Source organism: Lysinibacillus sp. KU-BSD001, from assembly GCF_042920265.1.
Taxonomy (GTDB): Bacteria; Bacillota; Bacilli; order Bacillales_A; family Planococcaceae; genus Lysinibacillus_B.
The window spans coordinates 190,880-214,680 of the sequence record NZ_JBDQZI010000003.1; the positions used below are offsets into that span (position 1 = coordinate 190,880).

Annotated in this window: 23 protein-coding genes and 1 other annotated feature; of the genes, 17 read left to right on the plus strand and 6 right to left on the minus strand. The window is 38.8% G+C overall.

Going from position 1 to position 23,801, the window contains the following annotated elements; translation table 11 throughout:
- The first annotated feature begins 11 nt into the window (after window positions 1–11).
- From coaE to AAGS61_RS06340, 12 genes are all read left to right on the plus strand, one after another.
- Window positions 12–605 (plus strand): dephospho-CoA kinase, encoded by a 594-nt coding sequence (gene coaE / locus AAGS61_RS06285; RefSeq protein ID WP_391368889.1) that lies wholly within the window; start codon window positions 12–14, stop codon window positions 603–605.
- A 236-nt stretch (window positions 606–841) separates the two neighbouring features.
- Window positions 842–1,861 carry a glyceraldehyde-3-phosphate dehydrogenase gene (locus AAGS61_RS06290; RefSeq protein WP_391368892.1) on the plus strand — a complete coding sequence of 340 codons (1,020 nt, stop codon included), beginning with the start codon at window positions 842–844 and terminating at the stop codon, window positions 1,859–1,861.
- A gap of 255 nt (window positions 1,862–2,116) precedes the next feature.
- Window positions 2,117–2,584 (plus strand): transcriptional regulator NrdR, encoded by a 468-nt coding sequence (gene nrdR / locus AAGS61_RS06295; protein WP_391368895.1) that lies wholly within the window; start codon window positions 2,117–2,119, stop codon window positions 2,582–2,584.
- Window positions 2,585–2,613: 29 nt separating this feature from the next.
- On the plus strand, window positions 2,614–3,969 hold the full coding sequence (locus AAGS61_RS06300; protein ID WP_391369336.1) for a replication initiation and membrane attachment family protein: 1,356 nt from the start codon (window positions 2,614–2,616) through the stop codon (window positions 3,967–3,969).
- A gap of 1 nt (window position 3,970) precedes the next feature.
- Window positions 3,971–4,903: a primosomal protein DnaI gene (gene dnaI, locus AAGS61_RS06305; RefSeq protein WP_391369339.1), complete on the plus strand. Its 933-nt coding sequence runs from the start codon at window positions 3,971–3,973 to the stop codon at window positions 4,901–4,903.
- Between the two features lie 436 nt (window positions 4,904–5,339).
- Window positions 5,340–7,271 carry a threonine--tRNA ligase gene (gene thrS / locus AAGS61_RS06310; protein ID WP_391368898.1) on the plus strand — a complete coding sequence of 644 codons (1,932 nt, stop codon included), beginning with the start codon at window positions 5,340–5,342 and terminating at the stop codon, window positions 7,269–7,271.
- A 415-nt stretch (window positions 7,272–7,686) separates the two neighbouring features.
- The gene (infC, locus tag AAGS61_RS06315; RefSeq protein WP_391369342.1) at window positions 7,687–8,190 is read left to right on the plus strand and encodes a translation initiation factor IF-3; all 504 of its coding nucleotides are present in this window, start codon (window positions 7,687–7,689) and stop codon (window positions 8,188–8,190) included.
- Between the two features lie 32 nt (window positions 8,191–8,222).
- Window positions 8,223–8,423, plus strand: coding sequence for a 50S ribosomal protein L35 (rpmI, locus tag AAGS61_RS06320; protein ID WP_332649953.1), 201 nt, complete (start codon window positions 8,223–8,225; stop codon window positions 8,421–8,423).
- A 69-nt stretch (window positions 8,424–8,492) separates the two neighbouring features.
- Complete coding sequence (gene rplT, locus AAGS61_RS06325) at window positions 8,493–8,852, plus strand: 50S ribosomal protein L20 (protein ID WP_391368902.1); 360 nt, start codon at window positions 8,493–8,495, stop codon at window positions 8,850–8,852.
- A 176-nt stretch (window positions 8,853–9,028) separates the two neighbouring features.
- The gene (locus AAGS61_RS06330; protein WP_391368905.1) at window positions 9,029–9,289 is read left to right on the plus strand and encodes a DUF1294 domain-containing protein; all 261 of its coding nucleotides are present in this window, start codon (window positions 9,029–9,031) and stop codon (window positions 9,287–9,289) included.
- Between the two features lie 362 nt (window positions 9,290–9,651).
- Window positions 9,652–10,647 carry a permease gene (locus AAGS61_RS06335; RefSeq protein WP_391368908.1) on the plus strand — a complete coding sequence of 332 codons (996 nt, stop codon included), beginning with the start codon at window positions 9,652–9,654 and terminating at the stop codon, window positions 10,645–10,647.
- Between the two features lie 15 nt (window positions 10,648–10,662).
- Window positions 10,663–11,553, plus strand: coding sequence for a TIGR03943 family putative permease subunit (locus AAGS61_RS06340; protein ID WP_391368911.1), 891 nt, complete (start codon window positions 10,663–10,665; stop codon window positions 11,551–11,553).
- A 32-nt stretch (window positions 11,554–11,585) separates the two neighbouring features.
- On the opposite strand, the gene AAGS61_RS06345 is transcribed toward AAGS61_RS06340, so the two are convergent.
- Complete coding sequence (locus AAGS61_RS06345) at window positions 11,586–11,966, minus strand: sigma-w pathway protein ysdB (RefSeq protein ID WP_391368914.1); 381 nt, start codon at window positions 11,964–11,966, stop codon at window positions 11,586–11,588.
- Window positions 11,967–12,054: 88 nt separating this feature from the next.
- Between AAGS61_RS06345 and AAGS61_RS06350 the strand changes: the two genes are divergently transcribed.
- From AAGS61_RS06350 to argF, 3 genes are all read left to right on the plus strand, one after another.
- A complete protein-coding gene (locus tag AAGS61_RS06350) occupies window positions 12,055–12,537 on the plus strand; it encodes a dUTP diphosphatase (protein WP_391368917.1) in 483 nt (160 codons plus the stop codon).
- 64 nt (window positions 12,538–12,601) lie between these two features.
- Window positions 12,602–13,690 (plus strand): M42 family metallopeptidase, encoded by a 1,089-nt coding sequence (locus AAGS61_RS06355; protein ID WP_391368920.1) that lies wholly within the window; start codon window positions 12,602–12,604, stop codon window positions 13,688–13,690.
- Between the two features lie 704 nt (window positions 13,691–14,394).
- Window positions 14,395–15,360 carry an ornithine carbamoyltransferase gene (argF, locus tag AAGS61_RS06360; protein ID WP_391368923.1) on the plus strand — a complete coding sequence of 322 codons (966 nt, stop codon included), beginning with the start codon at window positions 14,395–14,397 and terminating at the stop codon, window positions 15,358–15,360.
- Between the two features lie 405 nt (window positions 15,361–15,765).
- On the opposite strand, the gene AAGS61_RS06365 is transcribed toward argF, so the two are convergent.
- The 4 genes from AAGS61_RS06365 to nadB all read right to left on the minus strand — a co-directional run bounded on the left by AAGS61_RS06365 (window position 15,766) and on the right by nadB (window position 21,194).
- Window positions 15,766–17,520 (minus strand): protoglobin domain-containing protein, encoded by a 1,755-nt coding sequence (locus tag AAGS61_RS06365; protein ID WP_391368926.1) that lies wholly within the window; start codon window positions 17,518–17,520, stop codon window positions 15,766–15,768.
- Window positions 17,521–17,712: 192 nt separating this feature from the next.
- A complete protein-coding gene (gene nadA, locus AAGS61_RS06370; RefSeq protein ID WP_391368928.1) occupies window positions 17,713–18,813 on the minus strand; it encodes a quinolinate synthase NadA in 1,101 nt (366 codons plus the stop codon).
- Window positions 18,800–19,660 (minus strand): carboxylating nicotinate-nucleotide diphosphorylase, encoded by an 861-nt coding sequence (gene nadC, locus AAGS61_RS06375; protein ID WP_391368931.1) that lies wholly within the window; start codon window positions 19,658–19,660, stop codon window positions 18,800–18,802. The genes nadA and nadC overlap by 14 nt, the downstream gene beginning before the upstream one ends.
- A complete protein-coding gene (gene nadB, locus AAGS61_RS06380) occupies window positions 19,617–21,194 on the minus strand; it encodes an L-aspartate oxidase (protein ID WP_391368934.1) in 1,578 nt (525 codons plus the stop codon). Before nadB ends, nadC begins: the two co-directional genes overlap by 44 nt.
- 97 nt (window positions 21,195–21,291) lie before the next feature.
- On the opposite strand from nadB, the gene AAGS61_RS06385 reads away from it, so the two are divergent.
- Window positions 21,292–22,389 (plus strand): cysteine desulfurase family protein, encoded by a 1,098-nt coding sequence (locus AAGS61_RS06385; protein ID WP_391368937.1) that lies wholly within the window; start codon window positions 21,292–21,294, stop codon window positions 22,387–22,389.
- 2 nt (window positions 22,390–22,391) lie between these two features.
- Here the strand turns inward: AAGS61_RS06385 and sspI are convergent, their stop codons facing one another.
- Window positions 22,392–22,601, minus strand: coding sequence for a small acid-soluble spore protein SspI (gene sspI / locus AAGS61_RS06390; protein WP_391368940.1), 210 nt, complete (start codon window positions 22,599–22,601; stop codon window positions 22,392–22,394).
- Window positions 22,602–22,754: 153 nt separating this feature from the next.
- Here sspI and AAGS61_RS06395 point away from each other — a divergent pair, with 153 nt between their 5' ends.
- Window positions 22,755–23,516 carry a TrmH family RNA methyltransferase gene (locus AAGS61_RS06395; protein WP_391368943.1) on the plus strand — a complete coding sequence of 254 codons (762 nt, stop codon included), beginning with the start codon at window positions 22,755–22,757 and terminating at the stop codon, window positions 23,514–23,516.
- 45 nt (window positions 23,517–23,561) lie between these two features.
- Window positions 23,562–23,775, plus strand: a binding site (T-box leader).
- The last annotated feature ends 26 nt before the right edge of the window (window positions 23,776–23,801 follow it).

Below are 23,801 nucleotides of genomic sequence, written 5' to 3' on the forward strand. Positions count from 1 at the left end.
GGTGTCAGTAGATGATTATTGGGTTAACAGGAAGTATTGCAAGTGGAAAAAGTACAGTCGCTAACATGCTAGCAGGTTACCGATTACCGATTGTTGATGCAGATTTAGTTGCACGACAAGTTGTTGAGCCAGGCACAGAAACACTTGCTCAAATTGCACAAGCATTTGGTGCAGACGTAATTCAAGAAGATGGGACGATGGATCGCGAAAAGGTTGGGGCAATTATTTTTCATGAGCCAGCGAAACGAAAAATATTAAATGATATTATTCATCCAGCCATTCGAACGGAAATGATTCGTCAACGTGATGAATATGTAGCGAAGGGCGAAAAACATATTGTAATGGATATCCCTCTTTTGTTTGAGAGTAAATTACAACATTTTGTCGATAAAATTTTAGTCGTTTCTGTCAAGGAAGATATTCAACTGCAACGTTTAATGGAACGAAATAATTTATCAGAAGAAGAGGCGCGTGCACGCATGGCCTCACAACTGCCAATGTTAGTCAAAGAACAAGGGGCAGATGTAGTCATTTATAATAATCGAAGTATTGAATCAACCGCACAACAATTAGAAGCTGCTTTAAAAGAATGGGGTATCATTTAATAATGGATTAGGGGATGTTTAGGAAGAGGAAAATTCCTAAACATCCTCTTTTACGTATCATCGATATGGACTAAAGTGCTTACATTTTGCGTGATGAGTCCACCTGTTTATTTTCAGAAAATAAGAACTTTAAAATATTTAACGAATAATGTTCATCTTTTTGAAGAATGTGTTATACTAATCACCGTATATAATAAATAAAATGATAACCTAATTTACAGGAGGCTTTTTATAATATGACAGTTTCTATTGCAATTAATGGATTTGGCCGAATTGGTCGTATGGTATTCCGCCAAGCTATTGTTCAAGATGATTTAAATGTAGTGGCAATCAATGCTAGCTACCCAGCTGAAACATTAGCGCACTTAATTAAGTATGACACAAACCATGGTTCATTTAATGGTACTGTGGAAACAGAAGAGAATGCGTTAATCGTGAATGGTAAACGTGTAGTAATTGTTTCTGAACGTGATCCTAAATTATTACCATGGAAAGAAATGGGCGTAGAGTTAGTAATCGAGGCAACTGGTAAATTCAACGACCGTGAAAAGGCGGCAATGCACTTAGAAGCTGGTGCGAAAAAAGTCATTTTAACTGCTCCAGGTAAAAATGAAGACATTACAGTTGTACTTGGCGTAAATGACAATTTACTAGACATTACAAAGCATGATGTAATTTCAAATGCATCTTGTACAACAAACTGTTTAGCTCCTGTAGCAAAGGTATTAAATGATACATTTGGTATTGAGAACGGTTTAATGACAACTGTTCACGCTTATACAAACGACCAAAACAATATTGACAATCCGCACAAAGACTTACGTCGTGCACGTAACTGTGCTTCTTCTATCATTCCAACTTCAACAGGTGCTGCAAAAGCATTAGCTTTAGTATTACCTGAGTTAAAAGGAAAATTACACGGTATGGCACTTCGTGTACCAACACCAAACGTTTCTTTAGTTGACTTAGTAGTAGACTTACAGAAAGATGTAACAGTAGAAGAAGTGAATGCTGCATTCGTGGCAGCTGCTGAAGGTCCAATGAAAGGGATTTTAAACTTCTCAATGGAGCCATTAGTATCATCTGACTACAATACAACAACTTACTCATCCACAATTGATGGTTTAACAACAATGGTGATGGGCACTCGTAAAGTAAAAGTATTAGCTTGGTACGACAACGAGTGGGGTTATTCAGCTCGCGTAGTAGACTTAGCGAGAAAAGTAGTAAATGAATTAGCTAAGGTAAAAGCATAATTGATTTAAAAAGGCACAGCTCGACTGAAATTTGGTCGAGCTGATGTTTTTTTGATATGTATATTGAATTGTTACTTTTTCATCGGCTAAAATAGAGGCTATCCGCTTTATGCGATAGCCTCTTTTTCGTAGGGAAGTATAAGCTTTCGTTGAGAAGAAAGCTTTTGAAATAACAAAATGGATAGCTGTTTTTCATCCGAGAATATTTGTTATAATAGTTGTACTAAATCGAAATGAATCAGGAGAAATGTTTATATGAGATGTCCATCTTGTCAATACAATGGTACGCGCGTTGTTGATTCAAGACCGGTAGATGATAATAAGGAGATTCGACGTCGACGTGAATGCGAGTCATGTAGCTTTCGTTTTACGACGTTTGAAAAACTTGAAGAGACACCATTAATAGTTGTTAAAAAGGAAGGCTCACGCGAGGAATTTAGTCGTGAAAAAGTATTGCGTGGACTGATTCGTGCATGTGAAAAGCGACCAGTTGCACTTGAAGTGTTGGAAGACTTAGTGTTATCAATTGAAAAGGATTTACGCCGTATCGGCAATCCAGAAGTGCGTTCAGAAGACGTTGGTGAAATGGTCATGGACCGCTTATCCCAAATCGATGAGGTAGCCTATGTTCGCTTTGCTTCCGTCTATCGCCAATTTAAGGACATTAATGTTTTTATTGATGAACTAAAAGATATATTACAAAAGCAAACGAATGAAAAATAATGAAGTGAGGAGTGAAGCAAGTGGTTCATATGTATAAGGAATTGCTCGCGACGGATCATTTTGAAATTACGCTCCCTCAAGCTTTATCAACAAATGAACGACAGTTACTAACGTTGTTTTATCAACCGTTAACAGGACCCGATCCCATTAGTTTATATTTAACGCTTTGGGCTGAAGGAGAAGATCATGCAACAGGTACGATGACACATTATTATTTAATGAATGTGCTTGGTATGCCTGTTCGTACCATTTTTGAGGCACGTATTGCACTTGAAGCAATCGGTTTACTACGTACATGGAGAAAGGATGAGCAGGATAGTCGTACATTTATTTACGAATTAGTGCGGCCATTAGAAGCACGTGATTTTTTTGCCGATCCATTACTCTCCATGTTTTTATTTAGTAAAATTGGTGAGCAGGCTTATCGCAAGCTACGAAATCGTTTTTGTAAGCAAGTTGATAAACGGGGATATAGCGAAGTGACCCGTACCTTTATAGATGTATATAAACCTGTGCATACGAATGTGCCACAAGATATTCTGGACGAACGTGATATCGAGCAAGGTTATCCGTTTTATTATGAGCAATTTGATTTTGCGTTGTTACGTGCGGGACTGTCGGAGCAACTCGTGCCTTCAAGTGCGCTGACGGCTGAAACTTGTCTGCTCATTGCGAAGCTCGCTTTTTTATATAAATTATCACCCCTTGAAATGCAGAAGGTCGTCGTATTAGCGTTAGACGATACAATGAGATTGCCGGTAGAACGTTTGAAAAAGGCAGCAGCAGATTATTATAAAATTACGATTTCAAAAGATGCACCAAAATTAGCTAAAACATTTGAGCAGCAATCAAAAGCATCTACTGAAGTAAAGCGCTCGAAAGAACAGGAACTGTTGCATTATTTAGAAAATACACCACCGATTCAAGTGTTACGTGATATTAATAATGGGAAAGAGCCAATTCCAGCTTCTGTACAGTTAGCGGAAGACTTAATCATGAAGCATAATATGCCAATAGGTGTAGTGAATGTATTACTTGAATACGTTATGCTAACTACGGACATGCGTTTACCAACAAAATATGTTGAAAAAATTGCAGACCACTGGATTCGAAAAAATTTAAAGACCGCTAAAGAAGCGATGGATTTAGCCCGTCAGGAACGCGATAAATATGCCAAATGGAAGGCGGAAAACGAATCAAAAGCGAATACGCCACAAAAGCAGGTTTATAAAAAGGCGAGCGGACGTGAAGAAAAAGTACCAGATTGGTTTTATAAGCGTGATGAAGGGCCGTCTCAAGCGCCAACGACAGCTGCAACTGTAGACTTTGAAGCAGAACGACAAAAAATACTCCAAAAGCTAGGACAAGATGGGCAGGTGAATTAACATCGAACCGATTAATCGAGCATTAAAAAGTATAAAAATTCCATCCTTTCAAGAGCGATATGAGGCGATGCGAAAAGAAATTGTAAACAATAAACAAGTACAAAAGTTTGTGATAGAAAATGATGTAACATCAAGTGTCATCGATAGAAGCTTATCGAAATTAGATGAATTTATTTCTCAAACTGCTACATGTTGTGGTGCACAATCGACTGCCTGTTGTAGCAATATGCTAGCAGGCTTTGTACCTGAACTTTATATGCTACGTGGAAATATTGAAATTAAGTATGTGCGTTGTGAGCAAAAAATACGTGAAGATGAGCACCGTGAAACAGCGACGATGATTTCGAGTATGTATATGCCGAAAGATGTTTTAAAAGCCACATTAAAAGATTTAATGATTGATGATCAATCGCGTTTAGAGATTGCACATAAAGCAGCAGACTTTATTGCACAATATAAAACAACAGGTGAGTTACCATCAAAGGGCTTTTATTTATACGGTAAATTTGGTGTAGGCAAATCCTTTGTTTTAGGCGCCGTTGCGAACGAGCTAGCTGCATTAAAAGTAAAATCTGTCGTCGTATTTGTACCAGAGTTTTTACGTGAAATGAAAAATTCTATCCAAGATCAAACCTTAAACGAAAAGATTGATTATGTAAAAAAAGCACCTGTATTAATGTTAGACGATATTGGAGCAGAGACGATGTCGGCATGGACGCGTGATGAAATTTTAGGGACAATCATGCATTACCGTATGAGTGAACAATTACCGACGTTTATTACATCGAATTTTGATTATGCAGGACTGGAGCATCATTTAGCGCAATCGCAGCGCGGAGACATTGAAGTTGTAAAGGCTGCTCGTATTATGGAGCGCATTAAGGCGATTACAATACCGATTTGTATGGAAGGCATTAATCGTCGAAATTCGTAACATTTTAGCAGTTGATTTTTTTGACAACGAGGCGTATACTGTCCTAGTAATTAAACAACTCAAAATGCTTTGAAAAGGACACGGAATTTGTGCACCGACTTGTAGAGAGGGGAGCCTTGGCTGGGAGCTTCCTAGTACGACGCAAATTTTACTACCTTGGAGCTTCAGCGAGGACAATTCGCTGGCGTTATTCAGTACGTTAACTGACCTAGAGCTTCGTTCGAGAATTTTTCTCGGAAGGAAGAAGGGTGGAACCACGAGCATACGCGTCGTCCCTTTTTGGGATGGCGTTTTTTTATTTGGTCAGATTGCATGAAATCCGCTCATATATTGTTCGGACTCGCTGATAACATTTAAAAATCGCCGATATTTCATCTGAACCCGCCGATCAATCTCGAATGGATGACACAAACAATAATTCAAGGAGGACATCTATATGTCAGAAATGATTAAAATTACTTTTCCAGACGGAAACGTAAAAGAATTTGAAAAAGGTATTTCTACGTTAGACATTGCTGGCTCTATTAGCCCAGGCCTAAAAAAATCAGCTCTTGCTGGTAAAGTGAACGGTGCATTAGTAGACGCCAAAACACCAATCGAAGCAGATGCAGTAATCGAAATTATTACAAATAAATCACCAGAAGCGTTAGAAATCCTGCGTCACTCAACGGCTCACTTAACAGCACAAGCAGTAAAACGCGTATTCCCAGATGCAAAATTAGGGATTGGTCCAGTGATTGAATCTGGTTTCTACTATGATATTGATTCGCCAACACCGATTACAGCGGAAGACTTACCGACAATTGAAAAAGAAATGAAAAAAATCATTGCTGAAAACATTGAAATTGAGCGTAAAAACGTATCACGTGACGAAGCGCAAAAAATTTATGAAGAAGTTGGCGATGAGTATAAATTAGAATTACTTGATGCTATTCCAGCAGGTGAACAAGTATCGATCTACTACCAAGGGGATTTCTTTGACCTTTGTCGTGGTGTACACGTACCATCAACGGGTAAATTAAAAGAGTTCAAACTATTATCTTTAGCAGGCGCTTACTGGCGTGGTAACTCAGACAATAAAATGTTACAACGTATTTACGGTACGGCTTTCTTCACAAAAGAGGAGTTAAAGCATCACTTACAAATGCTTGAAGAAGCCAAAGAACGTGACCACCGTAAAATTGGTAAAGAGCTTGATTTATTCATGACTTCTCAAACTGTAGGTCAAGGTTTACCACTTTGGTTACCAAATGGTGCGACAATCCGCCGTACAATTGAGCGTTATATCGTGGATAAAGAGCTAGCGCTGGGCTATAAACATGTGTACACACCAGTACTAGGCTCGAAAAAATTATATGAAACATCTGGTCACTGGGATCACTACCAAGACTCCATTTTCCCACCAATGGAAATGGATAATGAAACATTAATTATGCGTCCAATGAACTGCCCACATCATATGATGATATTCAAAAATGGTTTACACTCATACCGCCATTTACCAATTCGTATTGCAGAGCTTGGTACAATGCACCGTTATGAAATGAGTGGTGCTGTTTCAGGTTTACAACGTGTTCGTGGGATGACGTTAAACGATGCTCACATTTTTGTTCGTCCAGATCAAATTAAAACAGAATTCAAAAAAGTTGTAGAGCTAATCTTAGCGGTATACAAAGATTTCGATCTTAACGATTACTCATTCCGTTTATCTTACCGTGATCCAGCAGATAAAGAGAAATACTTCGACGATGATGCGATGTGGGAAAAAGCACAAAGCATGTTAAAAGAAGCGATGGATGAGCTTGGACTTGATTACTACGAAGCTGAGGGCGAAGCAGCATTCTACGGTCCAAAGCTAGACGTGCAAGTAAAAACAGCGATTGGGAAAGAAGAAACACTATCAACTGCCCAACTTGACTTCTTATTACCAGAACGCTTTGACTTAACTTATATTGGTGAAGATGGCCAGCCGCAACGACCAGTTGTTATTCACCGCGGTGTTGTATCAACAATGGAGCGTTTCGTAGCCTTCTTAATCGAAGAATATAAAGGCGCATTCCCAACTTGGTTAGCACCAGTGCAAACTACAATTATCCCAGTTTCAAACGCAGTGCACTATGATTATGCGCGTAAAATTCAAGAGAAATTACAAGCAGCAGGTATTCGTGTTGAGATGGATGACCGCGAAGAGAAACTTGGTTACAAAATCCGTGAATCACAAATGAAGAAAATCCCGTACATGCTTGTGATCGGGGACAAAGAAGTAGAAGCGGGTGGCGTAAACGTTCGTCGTTACGGCTCGAAAGATTCTGAGACAATCAGCTTTGAAGAGTTCCTAAGCAACATTAGAGCAGAAGTAACAAAATAATAAATAGAACGGGCTGTCAAAAGGGATAATTCCCTTTTTTACAGCCGTTTCTTACATATTCGCATCATGAGATATGAGACAGTTCTACTAGCTCATGCAATGATATATTTTTTTGGAAATAAATTATTGACACTATATTACGTCCATGGTATGATTGTTTAGGTTATGAATACAAGTTTGAAGAAGAGGCTGCCCGCTTCTCACCTGAATGAACGCATCTTGCTGTTTACAGGTTGAATACGTTGAATTGTTTTACGTTATTAGTACGTATGCACATACAGTGGGCGGACACCTTTCTAAAAGTCCGCTCTTTTTTTATGGACATATCGAAAGTGTACCGTTCAACTCGGGTCATTCTCAAGCCCAAACCATGTATTCGCGCACATTATGGAGGTGGATTATTATTAGCAAAGACATGTATGTAAACGAAGGCATCCGCGCACGTGAACTTCGTCTAATTGACCATAACGGTGAACAACTAGGTGTTAAATCACGAAACGAAGCGCTTGAAATTGCCGCTCGTGTTAACTTGGATCTTGTCCTTGTGGCCCCTCAAGCCAAGCCCCCGGTCGCACGTATCATGGACTATGGTAAATTTAAGTTTGAACAGCAAAAGAAAGACCGTGAAGTTCGTAAAAATCAAAAGATCATCAATATAAAAGAGGTTCGTCTGAGCCCAACAATTGATGAACATGATTTCCAAACGAAATTACGTGCTGCACAGAAGTTCCTTGAAAAGGGAGACAAAGTGAAAGCGTCTATTCGTTTTAAAGGTCGTGCAATCACACACAAAGAAATTGGTCAACGTGTGTTAGATCGCTTTGCTGAAGCTTGTGCTGAAGTATCAACGGTTGAACAAAAGCCGAAGATGGATGGCCGAAGCATGTTCTTAGTTCTTAACCCAAAGAACGAGAAGTAATAATGAATTGATCAGTTTAGGAGGAAATCGACATGCCAAAAATGAAAACTCACCGTGGCGCTGCTAAGCGTTTCAAAAAAACAGGTACTGGTAAATTAAAATTTGACCGTGCTTATGGTAGCCACTTATTTGCTAACAAATCAACAAAGCAAAAGCGTCAACTGCGTAAAGCAAAAATCGCTACTTCTGGCGATTTCAAACGCATTCGTACATTATTAACTTACATGAAGTAATCTAACATTGAACATTCAGGTTCGACATATAAAATACACATTCGAGAGAATTAGCAGGAGGTAATTACTATGCCACGCGTAAAAGGCGGAACAGTAACACGCGCTCGTCGCAAAAAAGTATTAAAATTAGCTAAAGGTTACTTTGGTTCAAAACACACGTTATACAAAGTAGCTAACCAAGCAGTAATGAAGTCAGGTGTATATGCATACCGTGACCGTCGTCAAAAGAAACGTGATTTCCGTAAATTATGGATCACTCGTATCAATGCAGCTGCTCGCATGAATGGTCTTTCTTACAGCCGTTTAATGCACGGTTTAAAATTAGCTGGTATCGAAGTTAACCGTAAAATGTTAGCTGACTTAGCTGTAACTGATGCTGCAGCATTCACACAATTAGCAGAAGCTGCAAAAACTGCACAAGCTAAATAAGAAGTAGATACTTTTCTAGTACTTAAAAGCTTTCAGATGAAGCTTTGCACTTTCTGTACCGAAAGCGAAGCGACAGGTACAAAAACTGCACAAGCTAAATAATTTTAATAAGTAAAGACTGATAGGGGCTCCTATCAGTCTTTTTTAATAGATATACATAAGAAAGGGGATACTCTATGGAATTAGCAGTCTATGCATATGTTGGTGTTTTATCACTCATCTTATTTGTTTTAATGTATAACGACAAACAAAAAGCGATTAAAAAGGAATGGCGCATTGCGGAAAAAACATTATTGACTATTGCTATATTGGGCGGAGCAATAGGAGGTGTGCTCGGGATGTACTTATTCCGACATAAAACAAAACATAACACTTTTGCTTTTGGATTTCCTTTACTCGCGGCGATTCAGATTTTTATTATTGTGAATGTAGTATAGAGAAATAAATGGACAAATAGAATATGTTTGTTTTATGAAAGTAAATTAAATTTTCACAAAAGTAGTTGCACGTATGTTCCGCACGAGCCTCCTTAGCAAGGCTCGTTCCTCCGCTTTACACTTCTTACTTGTTCTCATTCTGCACGCTCATGCGGTATTGCAGATGCAATCATTATTAACTGCTATAACTGATAAATTCAACTGATATAAATGTGAGAATAAATACTAGCATTTTATAATAGTATATTATGAAATAATGTATTTATCTTATTAGAAATATGATATCTAGCTCGCCTATCGTAATTAAATTGCTAATGAAAATTACTAAACGCGTATTGTTTTAGGAAAGAGGGAGAGTTTCAATGCAGTATAGACAGCAAGCTAAATCTAGTCATATGTCAACGGTTACGATAATAGGTTTGTTTATTGGTATCACTTTTATCCTCCCCATTTTATCAACAAAAGAATTCATTTCGATTCCCAATTCTTTTCAGCAGTTGAATACTATTTTTCTTAGCATATTAATCGAAGCGATACCGTTTGTACTAATTGGTGTACTGATAGCTGGATTTATTCAAATCTTTATTACAGAAGAGCAGATTCGCGCTTGGATTCCGAAAAATAAATTATTCGCCGTTTTTATGAGTTGTGTAGTAGGAGCATTATTTCCAGCTTGTGAATGTGGTATTGTACCGATTGTGCGGAGATTAGTCGAGAAGGGTGTCCCTCTATATGCAGGGGTTGGCTTTTTGTTAACAGGACCGCTTATTAACCCGATTGTGATTGTATCTACTTATATGGCATTTGGAAACGATCTGAAAATGGCTTTATTACGAATGGGCGTCGGTTTTATAGCAGCCTTGGTTATTGCCTTTATTATTAGTTATTTATTTACATCGAATCAGCTAAAATCAGAAACGCATCTTCCTGCATCGAAAGAAAAACGACAGCCATTATTCGTTAGCATGAACAGTATGTTAAAGCATTCAATCGATGAGTTTTTCGATATGAGTAAATATTTAATTATTGGTGCATTTGCGGCAGCTACTTTACAAACATATGTATCTGCCCAGTCTCTGTTGTTTTTTGGAGATAGTATTTATCATTCGACGATTGTTATGATGGCTTTAGCGTACTTTTTATCTTTATGTTCAGAGGCAGATGCTTTTATAGGTGCTTCGTTTAAAAATATATTTCCGACCACGTCTATTTTAGCGTTTTTAGTATATGGTCCGATGATCGATTTAAAAAACACGATTATGTTATTAAGTATATTTAAAGCAAGGTTTGTCTTCATGTTATTTCTTCTTATTACTTCTATTGTTTTTCTCTTTGTCAGTCTTACGAGTTTTATTTAGGAGAGGGCGAGAGTCGTGTCATTTCATTTACAACATGTTATTAAAGCGATATTACTCGGTTTTTTTGCGTTGTTTTTTATGAAGCTACATTATACAGGGGAAATTACGAAGTATATTAACCCGAAATATGATGTGATGAGCAAAATCACAGCGTGTATTTTCATTATGTTGTTTTTGATTCAACTGTTTCGGATAAAACAGCGGCATCATGTTTGTTCCTCAAACTGTAATCATGACCATGGGAATAATCAATTCACTTTGAAAAGGGTGATGGGCTATAGTATTATCATTTTTCCGATTATTACAGGATTTACACTAAACCCAGCGACATTAAACGCGACCATTGCCGCAAATAAAGGTTCTTTTTTACCACAACATCATAGTGAAGAATTCTCTTTGTTTGAACATGCGGACTCCTTGACGGAAAAAGAGGACATTGATATTTATACGGCAGAGGATATTGCTTTACCAAACAATAATTATTTAACGGAAGATGAATATGGAAAGCAACTACAATTATTACAAGGTGCTGATATCATTGAAGTAACGGATAGTATGTATGGCCCTTACAATGAACAATTGAATGACAACCCTCAAAAATATATAGGGAGAAAAATAAAAGTCACAGGATTTGTTTATAAAGAGGAAGGGTTTCATACAAATCAGTTTGTTTTATCTCGATTTATGATTGTACATTGCATTGCGGATGCAAGTATACTTGGGTTTTTAGTCGAATCTGAAGAAGCTAACCTTTACGAAGAAGATACTTGGCTTGCAATCGAGGGCGTGCTAGATGTAACCAATTACAAAGGCTACAATTTCCCTGTCATCAAAGCAACCAATTGGCAAGTGATAGATGAACCAGTAGAACCATATGTGTATCCTGTATTAACATTCATTCAATAAGGGGGCGGCCTTTATAAAAAAGCCGCCTTCCTTTATTCTTTCATCAACTGCTCAATTGGATTTTTCCAGTTGATTTTAGCGTTAGGGTAGTTCATTAAAATTTCCTTCTCTAAAAATAAGAAATCTTCTTTTGTAAAGCCTTGCAACTTCATCGGGTCATGAACAAATATAAAAATCGAGACAACTTCAAATGCATTTTCTGTTGTACCTAAATATTTTTCGCCTTCAAAAAGTGCGCCTTTATAAGAAATAAAAAAGTTTTTGCGTACATTTTTCACATCATCATAAAAATAATAATCCCCTTTTTCGTAGGCCTCATCTAGTTTCCGCTTTGGATCTGTCAAATAGCGAACACCTTTGTACAATATGTATATAATAAGCGTGATAATTAAAATTCGAAGAAGTAAAGCCATAAAAAATTCCCCCTTGCCACATACGTTTCCCTTCTATACGATTGTATAGGGAAAAGGTTTCAATTTTTTTAGAAAAAGAGGAGAAAAGATGAATTTTAAACAATTATTCGAGATGCAAAAAGCACTTGATACATTTATTGAAGAAACACAACATGTTACACATGATGTGTTTGAAGAAAAAGGACTTGCCCTTTTAGTGGAATTAGCAGAACTTGCGAATGAAACGAGATGCTTTAAATTTTGGAGTACAAAAGGTCCGTCTGAACGCGAAGTGATTTTAGAGGAATTTGTGGATTCTATTCACTTTATGCTTTCATTAGGGAATATGCGCGGTTTTGCATTGGAGACATGGCCGGAAGTACAGGAGCAAGCCGATTTAACACCATTATTTATTGAGACAACTGTAGCGGTGACCGCATTTATTAGCTCGCCAACGGAGGAAACATATGATGATGTATGGAAGAAATACGGGAAGCTGGCATATAATTTAGGGTTTACAGTTACTGATATTTTAAATGCATATGTTGCGAAAAATGAGAAAAACTATGAGCGCCAACGTTCTGGCTATTAATTATTTTGAAATCCAAAATGTTCTCGGTATAATGGGAATGACATATATTTAGGAGGGCGAAAGAATGGCGCAATTAGATCCAACATTACAAATGTTAAAAGAGTTAACGGATGCAAACGGGATTCCAGGGAACGAACGAGCACCACGTGAAGTAATGAAAAGGTATATCGCACCATTTGTAGATGAAATCGAAACAGATAACCTCGGTAGTTTAATTGCCAAAAAAGTAGGGGACGAAAAGGGTCCTAAAATTATGATTGCGGGGCATTTAGATGAAATCGGTTTTATGGTGACACAAATTGATGACAAAGGATTCTTGAAATTCCAAACGGTTGGTGGTTGGTGGGGGCAAGTAATGCTTGCTCAGCGCGTCACTATTACAACGCGTAAAGGAGAAGAAATCATCGGTGTAATCGGTTCTAAGCCACCGCATATTCTTTCACCAGAAGCACGTAAAAAGCCAGTAGATGTAAAAGAAATGTTTATTGACATTGGGGCAGCATCAAAAGAAGAAGCTGTTAAATGGGGTATTTCACCAGGCGATATGGTAACACCTTACTTTGAATTTAACGTCATGAAAAACGAAAAGCACTTACTTGCTAAAGCGTGGGATAATCGTATCGGCTGTGCCATTGCGATTGATGTTATGCGTGCATTAAAAGATGAAAATCATCCAAACATCGTCTATGGTGTAGGCAATGTACAAGAAGAAGTCGGCTTGCGTGGTGCAAAAACAACAACATTTAAAATAAGACCGGATATTGGTTTTGCAGTGGATGTCGGTGTGGCAGGCGATACACCAGGTATTACAACAAAAGAGTCTACGTCTAAAATAGGTGCGGGTCCACAAATCGTGATTTACGATGCATCCATGGTAGCACATAGAGGGTTACGTGATTTCGTTGTAGACATTGCAGAGGAACATAACATTCCGTATCAATTCGAATCGCTTGCAGGCGGCGGAACAGATGCCGGCTCAATCCACCTAACAGCAAACGGTGTCCCTTCACTAGCGATTGGTATAGCAACCCGCTATATTCACTCTCATGCAGGAATTCTTCACCGTGATGACTACGAAAATACAGTGAAATTGCTTGTAGAAATTATTAAAAAGTTAGATCAAAAAATGGTAAATAAAATCATTTTTGATTAATACTGTAGAAAAATATCGGTAGACGGGCCTTCTAACAAATATGTTAGGGGGCCTTTACCGTAGTTAGACTGATATTCAAAGGAACAATTTTTAAACTGATATTACGGCAAATGTGTTGATTTACCTTTTATTGTTAATTGAATCGTGTGAAATGTTGATTTCCGCTCCATTCGGCTCGCTTTCCACGGGCATGGCCTCAGCCTCCTCGTCGCTCGTACCTCGGTGCTCCTGTCGCTGCGCTTTCGTCGCAAATAAATTTCCTGCGGGGTCTTCAGGCCAACACGACGTTGGTCACGAAGGCGTTGTCACAGGACGTGACGATTTTAGCCTTCGTTCCTTTATTGCTATTCCCGTAGGAGTCTCGCCGATTTCGCTACAATCAACTGGCAAGTCATTTTTGATTACGTTTTTGCTAAAGAAACAGGCTTCTATACAGGAAATATTTTGATAATCAACACACCTGATAGATATTACGGTCATTACTTAAATGATGGGGGATTCTAAAATGGAAACTAATGTAAAAATATAAATCATCTCGCGTGCCTATTTTTTAATCTGTATAATTTTTAAGGTGCTTGTATAATTATTTATTGGATAATTAAGTTTATTTAAAAAAGAAAGAAAAATTATAATAATTCACTTGATTTTATATTTATGCAAATGTATAATGAAAGTAACATAAAGGTATGCGAGGGGCGTTTAAGATGAAATTGTTAGAAGAGGTGCAGTTAAAACCAGTAGCAAGCCTTCAGGGGAAGGACCTACTGACACTGCTTGACTATACTTCACAAGAAGTGCAAGATTTAATTACACTGGCTACACAGCTAAAAAAAGTAACAAAAGAAGGTAAATGTCCAAAATTGCTAGAAGGCAAAACATTAGGGATGATTTTTGAAAAAAGCTCAACGCGTACACGTGTATCGTTTGAGGTAGGCATGCAGCAACTAGGTGGTTACGGCATGTATATGAATGCACGCGATATGCAAATTGGTCGTGGTGAGCCGATTTCGGATACAGGGAAAGTGTTATCTGGTTATTTAGATGGTATTATGATTCGTGCGAACTCACATGAGATGGTGAAAGAGCTGGCAGAATATGCATCTATTCCGGTAATCAATGGATTAACAGATATTTTCCACCCATGCCAAGCATTAGCGGACTTAGAAACAATCGCTGAAAACAAAGGGGAATTAAAAGGCTTAAAAGTTGCATATGTTGGTGATGGCAACAATGTAGCGCATTCATTAGTAATTGCTTGTGCACATGTAGGAATGGATGTAGCGGTTGCAACGCCTGTTGGTTATGAATGTGATTTAGATATCATTGCTAAGGCACGTGAAATTGCTTTAGTCAACGGTAGTGAAGTGTTTGTGACTACTGATCCTGTTGCCGCAGTAAAAGATGCAGATGCTGTCTATGCAGATGTGTGGACATCTATGGGGCAAGAAGAAGAGACACAACAACGTTTAATCGATTTTAAAGGTTATCAAATAAATGATGAGCTAGTAGCACATGCTAAACCAGATTATATGTTCTTACACTGTTTACCAGCCCACCGTGAAGAAGAAGTGACTTCTTCTGTTATTGACGGACCAAATTCCTATATTTATGAGCAAGCCGAAAATCGATTACACGCACAAAAAGCTGTATTGGTTTCGTTAATGGCTTAAAAATAAAGGATGCAACACTTTTAGCTCTGCGACGAGCAAGCGCAGCGGCGCAGGAGTCAAGCCGAAAATCGATTACACGCACAAAAAGCGGTATTAGTATCGTTAATGGCTTAATTGAATGAATGAAGATTTAATGCTTGTAGGTAACAGGCTTAAGTCTATAAATTGAATACAATCGAAACCTTTTACAAAGCAGGAAGGGCCGCGTAAAAGGGTAGTACATTAAATGGATTAGCGGGGGACGCTGCTACCCGTTTAATACGCTACATTCGATGTGATGCTCGTTTTCTAGAAGGAAGGCCGCATCACTACATAAAACAACTTGGGAGACGCTAGGTTGTTTTTTTTGTTTGGAAAATAAAGCAGCGATTCCGTCATACAGAAGTGAACGAAATCGCTGTTTATTTATGCTTTTACATATTTAGATTTTTTAGCAATGAATTCTTGTTTTAACTGCTGTAGTCGTTGAATCACTTGTTGTGAAGTATGTGTAATATCTTCTAAAAGGAGTTCTGCATGTTTTTTATTCCCTGTATTAAAAGCTCGAACCGCTTCTTTTGCTAGTGTATAAATTTGATTGTGCAATGGTTCAATTTCAGTAAATGCTTGTTGGTCTCCAAGTAATTCTCGTCCCATTCCATTATACCACTCACTAAGGCGAGAATCTTTCGGTGAACCGATATCTTGCTCTGTCATTTGCTCAAAGCCAAGTAGCATATTGTAGATTTTCCAACGCCATAATAGATGATCGGTAATCGTTAATTCAATTATGTCTTCTTGTGCGATAATAAAGTTTTTGGAGATGGTATTTACACGGTATTGGTCGATTCGATTACTTAATTCATAAATCGCAGCACCCGTATTGAATGTAATGTCTTTACTGAATTTCGTGCTTTCAGCGAGCGCTGTATTTAAACGGGCAACCTCTGAAGCAACTTCTGCCTGAGAAATTGTTGTATCCGCAATATCGTTAAATTGATTGCCTTGCATTTGGAGCTGTTGATTTAACTCTTTCAGTGAACTGTTAATTTGTTGGGCACTATGGACACCGTCATGTAATTGCTGCGTTGTTTCGGCTGTGCGCGAATGGATGCGCTTCGTAATCGTGAGTAGCTCTTTCACATCTTCGTGCACGTTTTGAACCGATTCTTTTGTACTGTCTGCTAGCTTACGGACTTCTTCGGCTACGACTGAAAAGCCTTTTCCTGCTTCACCAGCACGTGCTGCTTCGATGGACGCATTGAGGGCAAGTAAATTCGTTTGATCTGCAATGCCTTTAATGAGTGTCATAACATTTGCTACACTATTTACACGCTCTACTAATTGTAATACATCTTCTTCTACAGAAGATTGACTGAAATCGATAGACTCTAATATGCTCGTTACTTGTTGCAATACATTTAAATCTTCGTTTAAATCTTTTAAAGAAGCTTGTGTATTATTAGAAATGGATTTAACGGATGAAGCCACTTCTTCGATACTTGCTTCTAAATTGTGCATTGCATTATTTGTTGTAATAATATCTTGTTGTTGTATGTCCTGGAAGTCAATTAATCCTTTAAGTTGATCAAGCTCGGCGTTATATTTAATAATTTCACCAAGGCCATTGACGATTGAGCCTGCCTGGATTTCAATATATGTTTCGACAATGATTTGTTGGTCGATCGTTACGAGACTATCGTATGCTAGGAGCAAATCGAGCAATTGTTGTGGTTTACGATTATACTTCTTTACAATTAGTGGGATAATTAGTTGGTTAATTAACGTATAGGCTGAAATCATCCAGTTCGGTAAAACGCCAATTTGTGCGTGTGTATAGGCGATTTTTCGGCGTTTAAATACATAATTAAGGTCAAGGTCATCTGTAAATAAGCTAATAAAATGGCGGTCAAATGTTTTTTTTAGACGCTCAACTGCGGAGTGTTTTTCGATAATTTCTTTAAATGTTTCAATCTGCAATAGTCGGTCATAAAAACTATTTAAGATGTAATCGCGATTTTGTTGATAAATATCTAAGAGGCTACTAACAGACTCACGACGAATTTTAGAAAGCGATAAAAAATCAAGTTTTTCTTTGAATCGCTCGTTTGTCACGATGTCTGATGTGGAAGTTTTTGAAAAATACTCATAATTCCCTAAATCATACCTAATTATACCCATATGTATCCTCCTATTGTAGTCTCAAAGGACTAATTTAGCTTATTCCCCTATAATATAACATAGCTTGATAAAAATACTAGCAGGAAATATGAACTTTATATGAAGATATGTTATTTACTAGAAATAATCAAGTATAAAAATAGTAGGGGGCTGTTACTTTTAGGACAGCCCCCTACTAATGTTAGTACGGTTTTATGCACGTGCTAGCATACGTTCTAGCGATAGGAGTGCTTCTTTTGTCGTTTCAGAATCGACTTGAATGATGTTACCTTGTTCACCATTTTCGATCGTTTCAAGCGCCCATAAAAGGTGTGGTAAATCGATACGATTCATCGTCAAACATGGACACATATTTTCATTGAGCGAAATAATATGTTTGTCTGGGTATTTTGCAATGAGACGTTTTACTAAGTTCATTTCTGTGCCAATTGCCCAGCTTGAATGAGCAGGTGCATTGTCGATTACATCACAAATATATTTTGTAGAGCCATTATCATCAGATAGGGCCACGACTTCACGTGAGCATTCTGGATGCACGATGATTGTCATATTCGGATATTTTTTTCGTACTTCACGGATATTGTAGATAGTAAAGCCTTCATGTACTGAGCAATGACCTTTCCATAAAATAACCTTTACATCCTCTAAATGCCCGTCGTATTCAAGCTGTCCTTTAATCGGATCCCAAACAGCCATCTGTTCAAGCGGTACGCCTAAGTCGAATGCTGTATTACGACCTAGATGTTGGTCAGGTAAGAATAATAGGCGTTGTTTTTGTGTAAAGGCCCACTTCACCATTGACTTTGCGTTGGAGCTTGTTACGCAAGCGCCACCATTACGCCCTGTAAAAGCTTTAATCGCTGCTGTTGAGTTGACATATGTTAACGGGATGATTGTATCGCCAAATAGTTTTTGTAGTTCGACCCAAGCCTCTTCGGTTTGATAAATGTTCGCCATATCGGCCATTGAGCAACCTGCGCGCATATCTGGCAAATAGACAACCTGATGTTCGTCTGTTAACATATCCGCTGTTTCTGCCATAAAGTGTACACCACAGAAGACGATATGCTTTGCTTTTTTATTCGCTGCTGCAACTTGTGCAAGTTGTAACGAGTCACCTGTTGTATCGGCGAATTGAATCACTTCATCACGTTGATAGTGGTGCCCTGGAATAAATAATTCGTCTCCCAGCTTCTGCTTAATTTCCCGAATGCGTGCTTCCATTTCTTCATGGGTCATTGATTTGTATTTTTCTGGTAGCATCGAGCGATCCATAAATTTAGTGAGTACCATTTGTTACGACTCCTTTCGGTTGAACTAATGCACTGATGTCAAACGCTTGGACAGAATGAGTTAATGCACCGAGTGAAATCCATTGAATGCCAGATTCGGCATAGCTACGTAGGTTTTCAAGTGTAATTCCCCCTGAAGCTTCTGTTGCGATATGAGCCGGGACAAGTGCTAACCATTCGCGAATTTCCTCTGGTGTACGATTGTCGAACATAATAATGTCCGCACCCGCATTTACTGCTTCGATTAATTGCTCTTTTGTTTCGATTTCGACTTCAATTTTTACGGTATGCCCGATTTTTGAGCGTGCAGATGCAACCGCTTGTGTAATGCTACCAGCAAATGCAATATGATTATCTTTTAACATGATGGCATCATACAGCCCGCTACGGTGATTAAAGGCCCCGCCTGCCCGCACAGCATATTTATCTAACATGCGAAGTCCTGGAATTGTTTTACGTGTATCACAGACGTGTGCATTTGTATCTTTCGTTAGTTGGACTGCCTCATATGCCTGTGTCGCAATGCCACTCATACGTTGAATTAAATTTAAGATGACACGTTCACCTGTCAGCAAGCTACGAAGTGAACCTTCAATAACAGCAATTTGTTCTCCTTCTTCAATCCATTCCCCGTCTTCTTTGAATACGTGAACTTGTAAGCTATTATCTAGTAATGGAAACCCGATTTTAATCACCTGTTTGCCGCAAAAAATCCCTGATTGTTTTGCGTAAAAGGTAAATGAACCTTGTTCGGAAGGGGTGAAAATCGTTTCACTGGATAAGTCACCGTCTCCGATATCTTCATTAAAAAATTGCTGGAGCATATGTTTTAGCTTGATTGTGTTCATATAAACGATTCCTCACATTCATTGTTCCTTGCTGGAAAACAATCCACTGTTTTTCCCAGCGTTGATCTTTACGTTCCATTTCCACGCGAATATGTGCACCTCTTGATTCTGTTCGCGTTAAGGCTGCGTTTGTAATCAAGGCTGCCGTTATATGCATAAAGAGTAACTCTATTTCTTCACGTGACTTATTCATTACATTAGGTTGTACGTGCAGGGCTGGCAGTTTCTTTAGTAATGTTTCTAGCCCTTTTTGTGAACGGACAATCCCTACATTAGCAAGCATCTCCCGCTGTAAATCTTCCTTTCTCATAAGCGATGGAAGAGAATTTTTTGGCTGGGGTTGTGCTAGCACGAAGTTTGACTGTGCCGTGCCATATTTTAATAGATTTTCTGCCATTAGTTCCCCAAAGGCCATTCCTTCTAGTAAGGAGTTGCTTGCCAGTCGGTTTGCACCATGCACCCCTGTACAAGCTACTTCACCAACTGCAAGTAAGCGCGGAATGGTTGTTTCACCAACGGTATTGGCAATCACACCGCCCATTAAAAAGTGACTACCTGGAGCAACTGGGATTTTCCCGTGTGCTAAATTGACGCCATTATCATGACAAAGCTTTGTAATGGTAGGGAAGTTTTGTTCAAAATGCTCGATATTTGTGATGTCAATATAGACAGGCTTTTCTTGAGCGCGCATTTTGTACATTTCGTATGCTGTGATATGACGAGGAGCTAAATCACCAAGTGGGTGTTTCCCGTCCATGATGGCCTGTCCGTGTTCATCTACAAATCGTCCACCAGCTCCTCTGACCGCTTCTGAGACGAGACCCCGTGCACCGTTTACATAAAGTAAACTCGGATGGAACTGGACAAATTCCATGTCGGTGATAGCTGCGCCAGCTAAATAGGCTAGTGCGATGCCGTCACCGTAGCTATTAGCACAATTGGATGTACATTCGTATAGTGCACCAGCGCCGCCTGTTGCCAAAATAATATAAGAGGCGAAATATGTTTTTTCACCCTGAGCTGTTTTCACACGGACACCGCAACATTCCTGTGCGCTATTTAAAATGAGTTCATAGGCGAATTCATGAGTGTGTAAATGTATTTTTTTAGGTAAACTATTTAAATAGTAGTATATCATATTTTTTCCAGTAGCATCACCGCCAGCATGAATAATACGAGATCTACTATGTGCACCTTCGAGACCGAGTGAAATGTTGCCATCTGACGTACGGTCAGCAGGAAATTCACTTTGCAGAAGTGTTTTAACAACTGTGGCTCCTTTTTCAACAAGCACTTTCACATTGTCTTCATGGTGATGAAATTCGCCAGCTACAAGCGTGTCTTGCACATGTAGCATCGTGCTATCATGGTCAGCAACGACGGCTGCAATGCCGCCTTGTGCTTTATATGAACTACTCATCGTTATATCCGATTTCGTAATAATATGGACTTCAAAACGAGTGCTTAATTTGCGAGCAGCTTGTAATGCTGCAATGCCACCACCAAGTATAATGATGTCCGTTTGAATATTCATATTCATACCTTCTTTACAGTTGTCTTGACACATATCTTTACATAAAATAATGAAATAAACAAGTATTTATTATTATGATTAAAGTGAGGGGAAACCTATGACATATTTGGATTATGCAGCATCTTCACCGATGAATAAACGAGCCGCTGTTGCCTATAGTGAAGTGGCTAGTCATATGTACGGAAATCCATCTAGTTTACACGATGCAGGTGGACAAGCAGCAAGTGCGGTAGCATGGGCAAGAAAGGTCATTGCGCAAAAATTAGGTGTTCATTCTGATGGGATTATTTTTACAGGAAGTGGTACGGAAGGGAATATTTTAGCGATCTTGTCACTTGCTCGCTCGGAAAAGCGGGGACGTCATATTATTACGTCAATGGCTGAGCATACATCTGTCCATGCAGCGATGAACACATTAGAACGTGAAGGATTTGAAATTACACGCGTACCGTTTACTGAACATGGTGTAGTAGATTTGGCATTCCTTGAAGCGGCGATTCGTCCCGATACAACGCTCATTTCCATTCAACATGTTAATTCGGAGATTGGGACGATTCAACCTGTAGAAGAGATTGCTAAACTCGCAAAATCATTTGGTATTTCATATCACGTTGATTGTGTACAGTCATTTTGTAAGCTAGATGTGGCTAGCTTTGCAAAGGAAGTAGATGCGATCACGATTTCAGCACATAAAATTGGTGGACCTAAAGGTTGCGGCGCTATTTATGTAAATCCTTTTGTACGGGTAGTGCCTGTTTTTCCAGGGGTAACACATGAACGTGGCCTTCGGGGCGGAACACTCGATACACCGAGTATTGTCGCAATGGCCGTTGCTATAGAAGATTATCAATATGATTTACAGTATCAATGGCAACTTCGCGAAAAGCTGTTAAAATCAATACATCATGAAAGATTTCAAGTGATAGAAGGGATTTGGACACAACAATTACCGAATATTTGTGGTATTTGTATGAAAGGGGTAGAAGGGCAGTTCGTTATGTTGAAATTGAATGAACAACATATATATATTTCAACAGGCAGTGCTTGTGATATAAATAGCGCCTCTGGAACGAAAGCCATTTTAGCAATGGGCAAATCATACCAAGAAGCGCGCCAATTTTTCCGTATTTCATTTGGTGCACAGACAACGATAAATGATATTGCTACATGTGCGCGCGTGTTATCAAAGTTATAGTTTTACGAGACGAAATGCTTTTCGAGTTTGGATGTGAAAGCATTTCGTTCGTTTTCAGATGCATCTTTCCACCAAGCTTCTAAAAATACACCTAATCCAGGTAGTAAGTGCTCTTCACCGCGGGCAATTGCATCATTAATCGTGTCATTAAACACCGCAGCTGAATCTCCTGTCACATTGGTTGTGATAGCTTCTCGAATTTGAAAACTCATATTAACACTCCTTTCTCCCTGCTAGTATTTCACAGACAAAATAAAATATACGTGGACAAAACTGGATGGAAAATAGTGAGTGTTCTTATGGTAGGGAATTTCTGCTTTTTATGTTATAATGCGTGGTTGAAACTAGATTAAAGGACGGATACGATGAAACGAATTGAATCGACACAAAATGCACTTGTGAAGCACTGGAAAAAGCTTGTTACATTACGTAAGGAACGTGAAAAATCAGGGGAATTTCTCATTGAAGGCTTCCATTTAGTAGAGGAAGCATTGAAAAATAAAGAACAAATTATGCAATTGATTGTGCGAGATGGAGTAGATTTACCATTACTTTGGGCAACTGACGATGTACAAATCGTACACGTAAATGAAGCTGTTGCAAAGGAAATTGCGGAAACGGAAAAATCACAAGGTGTATTTGCGCATTGTAAAGTAAAGGAACCAAGTGAAATCGAAATGGCGGCTTGGCGTAAAGTGCTACTTGTCGATGCAGTGCAAGATCCAGGAAATATCGGGACAATGATTCGTACGGCGGATGCCGCTGGAATTGATGCGGTCATCTTAGGGAAGGGCTGTGCGGATGCATACAATCCAAAAGTGATGCGCTCAGCACAAGGGTCGCACTTCCATATTCCTGTTGTACGCGGGGATTTAGATGAATGGGTGGACCGACTACAAGATGATGGTGTGAACGTATTCGGCACGTCTTTAGAAGAAGCAATTTCCTATCGTGATATTGAAGTAACAAATAGCTTTGCATTAATCGTTGGTAATGAAGGGAGTGGCATTAGCCCTCAATTACTGGCGAAAACAGATCAAAATGTTATTATCCCCATTTTAGGTGGGGCAGAATCACTGAATGTTGCGGTGGCAACGGGGATTTTATTGTACGCTTTTGTGAAATAACTTGAAGTAACTTGCATAATCTTGTACTATTGTATACGTATAAATGGAAATGCAACGACCGAGAAGAGTAGTTGTGAAACACATGGACTAGGGAATGGTAGCCGTAGACTGGAAGCTACCAGCATGATGACACGATGAAGTTCACCTCGCGAGCAGCACAGCAGAAAAGCTGTGCCGGTGACAAGCCGTTATTTGAATTGAGTGATTGCTTTTAATGCAATAACTAGGGTGGTACCGCGACTGATTCCTCGTCCCTTTTTTAGGGGCGGGGATTTTTTATTTTGC